This is a genomic window from Dyadobacter sp., from assembly GCF_051859145.1.
In the GTDB taxonomy this organism is placed as follows: Bacteria; Bacteroidota; Bacteroidia; order Cytophagales; family Spirosomataceae; genus Dyadobacter.
In genome coordinates, this window is sequence record NZ_JBHYGF010000060.1 from 1 (window position 1) to 5750 (window position 5750).

Here is a 5750-nt window from a genome sequence, read left to right on the forward strand (position 1 = left end):
AAAGCGATCCGTCCCGTGTGATTTTATAATCTTCGGGTCAAACCGAGATCGTATTAATGAGATGCAAGTCCAGGAACGCCGATACTTTCACTTATATCATATTATGGAAAATCTTCAAAATGAAACAGTTGGCTCCATCGTGGCCAGAAATTGGAAGACATCGTCTGTTTTTCAGAAACACAATATTGATTTTTGCTGCAATGGGGCAATTTCCTTGTCGGAAGCCTGTGTGAAAAACGGAGTGGATATTGGGATTTTATCACAGGAGATCTTACGTTCTATGCAAACTACCGCAGATCCGCAAAAAGACTTTGATGTCTGGGAGCTTGATCTGCTGGCAGAGTACATCGAGGCAAAGCATTACAAATATACGGCAGAAAAGATGCCGCAAATACTGGCTAACCTTAACAAAATTTGCTTGGTACATGGTACAAACCATCCTGAGCTTTTGGAAATAAGAGACCTTTTCAGGGACATAGCCCACGAACTGACGGTCCATATGAAAAAAGAGGAGTTCATGATTTTCCCCGTTATCAAAAAGATGATCTGGGCAGGTAATCAGCAACAGAACATTCCTTCTCAAACTTACGGTAGCATCCAAAATCCGATCGCTGTCATGATGCAGGACCATGAAAATGAAGGCGAGCGGATGCGAAAAATTGCAGCATTGAGTGGCAATTATAGACCGGCCCATGATGCTTGCACTACATATAAAGCTTCGTTTTTTATGCTTAAAGAATTTGAGAGTGATCTGCACAAGCATATACATTTGGAAAATAATATCCTTTTTCCAAAAGCTGTCCAACTTGAAAAGGAAATGCAGGCGGCTTATTAGGACTAACCTAACATTTGATCAGAGTATGAGGTCTGATAATATGGAAGCTAATGACCAGGATCTTGTAGTAAACGTAAAGCGGATATATGAACGGCCTAGCAAAAAGGACGGCTTTCGCATACTTGTTGACCGTTTATGGCCCAGGGGAGTAAAGAAAAGCGAAGCCCGGGTCGACCTTTGGCTGAGAGAAATTGCCCCGAGTGCAGAACTAAGAAAATGGTTTAACCACGACCCGGAACGGTGGACCGAGTTTGTTTCAGACTACAACTTCCAGCTCAATAAAAAAAGGCAGATTGCCGAGCAGCTTATCGCCTTGATAAAGGAGCACAAAAATGTTTCCCTTTTGTATGCTGCCCAAAACGAACAGTTTAACAATGCAATTGCGTTGAAAGGTTTCCTGGACAAATTCATGAAAGCAGACCCTCAATGATTGAGATACTCCGGTAAGACATGATTATGCACCCCATTTGTTTAGTGTTTATACTTATAATTCTTTGTAGTTCCTGCGGAAGAGATCGGGAAACATTGCGCCAAAGAAAGCCGAAGGTAATCGAAACAATTGCTGATCTGGGCGCATTACCCAGGTATGCAACAGACCCGGATGACAACCCTTCGACCCAGGAAAAAGTAAACCTGGGCCGATTTTTGTTTTTTGATCCTATCCTTTCCGGAAGCAAAGACGTATCCTGCGCCACCTGCCACCAGCCGGAATTCAATTATGCAGAGTTCCTGGAAACCTCCATAGGGGTAAATGGGAGAGGTACTGGCAGCAAGCGACGGTTTCTAGATCCTAATGACATTCCGTTTGTAAAAAGAAACTCGCAAAGCATTTTAAATACGGCCTTTAATGGCATAACCAATCACGAAACCTACAGGCCTGAATTGGCCCCGATGTTTTGGGATTTAAGAGCAAAAGGATTAGAGGCGCAAGCATTGGAGCCGATTAAAACACTGGAAGAAATGCGTGGCAATGTTTATCCGGATCACCAGATCCTGGATGAAATCATCGATCGGATAGATAAGATCCCTGTCTATGATGAGCTGTTTTCGAAAGCATTTCCCACAGATCGCAATCCAGTTACCCAGGTAAATTTAGCTAAGGCGTTAGCATCCTACGAGAGGACGCTGATTGCTACCAATACCCGGTTTGACCAGTATATGCGTGGTGACAGCAATGCATTGTCGACCAGCGAAAAAGATGGGATGAATGCGTTTTTAGTGACAGGCTGCGCAAAGTGTCACTCGGGTCCCATGTTTTCTGATTATAAGCTGCATAATTTGGGCGTGCCGGACACTGATAACCGGGCAGAAAGTGACGAGGGTATCAATCAGGACTATGCTTTTAGGACACCCACACTACGTAATCTGCGCTTTACTGCTCCATACATGCACAGTGGCAAGTTTGCGACTTTGGATCAAGTGCTGATGTTTTACGAAGATGTGGCAGGAGGAAAGATCCTTAACCCGAATGTAAAAGCTGGCAGCATTGATTCGCTCGCCAGACACATGGACGTGAATTTCAAAGATATGTCAAGGATCGTCGAATTTTTGAATACGCTCAACGATGATTCCTTCGATAAAACAATTCCTGCAAATGTACCTAGTGGATTACCTGTGATCGGTCTCTGAGCACAGCAAAAAGTCAATAAAAAGCATCAATACAAAATTAAAGTCAAGTACTTATAAATTTGGAAGAAGAACCAAAAAGCACAATTCTCTTTACGCTGATCTACGGAAATGAAGAATATCAGGTACAGACTGGTGAAAAGCAACATTTCTCTTTGATGACCTTGATTTCGTATTATCTAAGCATCTCCGGATTTGGGCTCTGTTGTGGCATGGGAAGCTGCGGAACCTGTATGGTACTAATAGATGGACGCTTCACCTTGGCCTGTCAGGTTCCAATTAACGATTGGCTTGCTAATGCCGAAATAAAAATTGAGCCTTCCACTTTTTAAACATTTTGATCCTGTTTACCTCATACAACTAAGTCTTAGATGGAAGCTTTGAATACATTAACGGTCAAACAATTAAAGGTGCAGTCACACTCCGCGCGGGCGATCATCCAATTACGTGTTCTATCATATTTCAGAAGGGGTATCTGCTGAATTAAGTTTGGTTTGCACGCAAACAGTAGCAACGTCAACACATTTCAACGACACACTTTGTTTATTAGTAATACCCAGAATTTAATAGTGTCAAAAAGAGTAGGTAACTTGTATCATTCCTTTTGTCGCTGGTGTATATGCCATGGTTTGAATACTACACAGTTTACAGCCATATACACCGTTTTTTCACCATGTGAAATTTTGGTGGCATTTGGATGTCAGGGATAAGTAAAGGGCTATCTGATAAGGAGATATCAAGTATTATGGGAAAATCGAATACAACCGGTATTATTCCCATGAGGATCCGAAAGTAAAACAAGGCATTCGTCAATGTGGAGAAGCGAAGGCAGGCAATCAAATGATGCACAGCTGAGCGAAACGTTCCAATACCGCAAGGTGATGCTAAACGGGCAGCCATGCAACGCGCTGATCTGATTGTGGCCGAGCGGAGCCATCAGGCCAAGCCAAAGAGCAGAGCGAGGTTGTCGAGCAGAACAAAAGTGAAAAGAAGGAGCTGTCGCAGCAGCCTGAAATCAAGCCCCGGCAGGAGCATCAGAAAAAGAGAGGTTTTGGGTTTGGAATGTGAAAATAGTTATATCATATTCGCTTCATTTTTGCTCGTAGCACAAATAGTTAGAGCAAAAAATCTATCATTATTATTCTTATGAGAATCATAAGGACGGTTTTAGTCAAATAATTCTCATTGGAGATCCAAAGGAAGTATAGTAATACAATCCTTATGGCCACAGTTAATTGATATATATATATGAACCTTATGAAAAAAATGCCGCTTCAATTCCTATTATTTTTAGTCCTTTCTGGATTTACTTTATCCTGTAATAACAAAAGCAAAGAAGAAAATCTCCAAGAAGATTCTACAGAGACGGGTTTACCCGACTCTGATTCTAAAAATAATAGCACCAAGAATGATACCCAACCATTTGATATAAACTCTATTCCGGTATCAGATGCAGCATTAAGTGATATTCCATTCTTTAGTCTGCCGAACAATATTATATACCAAAACAAACCACTTAATCGGGATTACGACGAAATTTATTTTCCGCTTACAAAAGGATCAACGCTCGAAAAAATCAGCGGCAAATCGTTTAAATCGTACCTCGTAGAAGACGACAAAGGAAGTAGCGACTGGTCGTTGCCGTATTTATTAAAAAGCTATGACGATGCTATAAAGTCGGTTGGCGGCGTGCTGGTTTTTGAAGGAGAAATTTCAAAGGAGCAATCAGATTACCTCAAAGCAAATGCTACTTATCTTGGTGAGGAAGGCTCCATTGATTATTGGAATGAGCCCGTAAAGGTGTATGTCATTCGAAAAGCGGCCGGCGACAATATCTACATCCAACTTTATGGCAATTCAGCAAGTGGCGCCATTCAAGTAGTTCAAAAAGAGCCCTTCAAGCAAACCATCACCCTTTTAAAAGCTGACCAGATTCAAAACGATTTAAATGAAAAAGGAAAAGCGGTGCTCCACATTAATTTTGATACAGATAAAGCATCATTAAAACCGGACGGCCAGGACGCGGTGGCAGAAATCGCGAAGGTGTTGCAAGCTAACAAAGATCTTAAAATTGAAATCAATGGGTATACCGATAACGCAGGAACAGCTGACCGAAACCAAAAACTTTCAGAAGCGAGGGCCGAAGCAGTAAAAAACGAAATAATCAAAACTGGAATTGAAACAGGCCGCCTTACAGCAAAGGGGTTTGGGCAGGAAGCTCCAATTGCAGATAATTCGACCGAGGATGGAAAAGCTCAAAACAGAAGAGTAGAACTAGTAAAACGATAAGATACACCAAATAGTAAGGTATTGGCGAAAACCGCCGTAATCTCTGCATATGGTTTTTTTTACGTAAAGTCCAGTGAGAATCCTAGACTGGCGACTCACAAATGTTCTGCCGCTGGACGATAAAGGGAACCAGAGCTGGCCAAATGCTGGTGACCAGGCAGATGTAGTGTTGATAGATGGGAGAGCATCAAAAAGTGTGGGAGATTCATGCCGCTTCCCGGATGACGTCAGGATCTTTCACTGCTTTGATCGGCCTGAAATCCGGATACATCTTTCGAAAAGTACCTTCCCATTCGTTGTTCAATACTTTTGTTCGGACTTGAAGCAGCAAGTGTGCACCTTTTTTAGTCCACTGCATCGACTGTTTTTTAGAAAACCGTTTGGCAATTACATAATTGACTGTGGATTCCACAAAGCTGGTTGAAATAACTTCGCCGTAATTGTACCGCTCGGAGTAATTGACGATAAAATTTATATTGTTTGAAATGTATTTGTCGAAGTCGGTAACATATGTTTGGAACGGTTTAATCTTGTCATATTTTTTCTTTTGCGTCTTGTCTCCCAGGTGATCGATAAGGTGGAAGTCAAGGTCATCACAATGCTCAATTGCCCTTACAGCATTACCGTGCCATAAATTCCATTTTATACGGGTCAATAAATGTTGAAAAGATTTTCCTCTTTTTTCATCAACCTTTATCAACCCAAGTGCGCACTGGTGCAGAACTGTCAGTTTCATCGTAATATGAAACCAATCCAGAATGTGTGTGGATTCTGCATTAAGGTAGGTTTGTAGATTTCGTAAGTTATCAGCGCCATCTGAAAAGAATTCAAGCTGCTGGTGGGGCTGCATTCCTTGTGATACAAGATGGTTATAAAACCGGCGTTTGGATTTTAAATCATATGATCCCACGAATGCAAAGCATTTGGCTGGTTTTTCAGCCGGAATCGACTTGCCAGCGATAACTTCGAATATGCTTTTTTTATCTTTCCAGTCCCGGAC

General features: G+C 41.8%; 6 protein-coding genes and 1 pseudogene. 6 read left to right on the forward strand and 1 reads right to left on the reverse strand.

Translation table 11 applies throughout. The annotated features are described in order from the left end of the window. The 6 genes from ric to ACTIE6_RS04930 form a co-directional block, all read left to right on the forward strand. On the forward strand, positions 1–835 hold an 835-nt coding region (ric, locus tag ACTIE6_RS04905; protein ID WP_439555565.1), incomplete at its 5' end, for an iron-sulfur cluster repair di-iron protein. Between the two features lie 25 nt (positions 836–860). After that, complete coding sequence (locus tag ACTIE6_RS04910; protein ID WP_439555566.1) at positions 861–1265, forward strand: DUF488 domain-containing protein; 405 nt, start codon at positions 861–863, stop codon at positions 1263–1265. 95 nt (positions 1266–1360) lie between these two features. Then, positions 1361–2464 (forward strand): cytochrome-c peroxidase, encoded by a 1104-nt coding sequence (locus ACTIE6_RS04915; RefSeq protein ID WP_439555567.1) that lies wholly within the window; start codon positions 1361–1363, stop codon positions 2462–2464. Between the two features lie 59 nt (positions 2465–2523). Then, complete coding sequence (locus tag ACTIE6_RS04920; protein WP_439555568.1) at positions 2524–2793, forward strand: 2Fe-2S iron-sulfur cluster-binding protein; 270 nt, start codon at positions 2524–2526, stop codon at positions 2791–2793. Positions 2794–3196: 403 nt separating this feature from the next. Further along, a complete protein-coding gene (locus ACTIE6_RS04925; RefSeq protein WP_439555572.1) occupies positions 3197–3316 on the forward strand; it encodes a DUF5712 family protein in 120 nt (39 codons plus the stop codon). A gap of 402 nt (positions 3317–3718) precedes the next feature. Then, entirely contained in the window at positions 3719–4750 is a 1032-nt protein-coding gene (locus ACTIE6_RS04930; RefSeq protein WP_439555569.1) for an OmpA family protein, read from the forward strand. A gap of 205 nt (positions 4751–4955) precedes the next feature. On the opposite strand, the pseudogene ACTIE6_RS04935 reads toward ACTIE6_RS04930, so the two are convergent. Further along, positions 4956–5750: pseudogene (locus tag ACTIE6_RS04935) on the reverse strand (ISKra4 family transposase); the annotation flags it as partial.

What these genes read in the sequence shown, in the direction of transcription:
- ACTIE6_RS04910 (WP_439555566.1), top strand. Translation starts at nt 861, where the DNA reads ATGAGGTCTGATAATATGGAAGCTAATGACCAGGATCTTGTAGTAAAC.
- ACTIE6_RS04930 (WP_439555569.1), top strand. Translation starts at nt 3,719, where the DNA reads ATGAAAAAAATGCCGCTTCAATTCCTATTATTTTTAGTCCTTTCTGGA.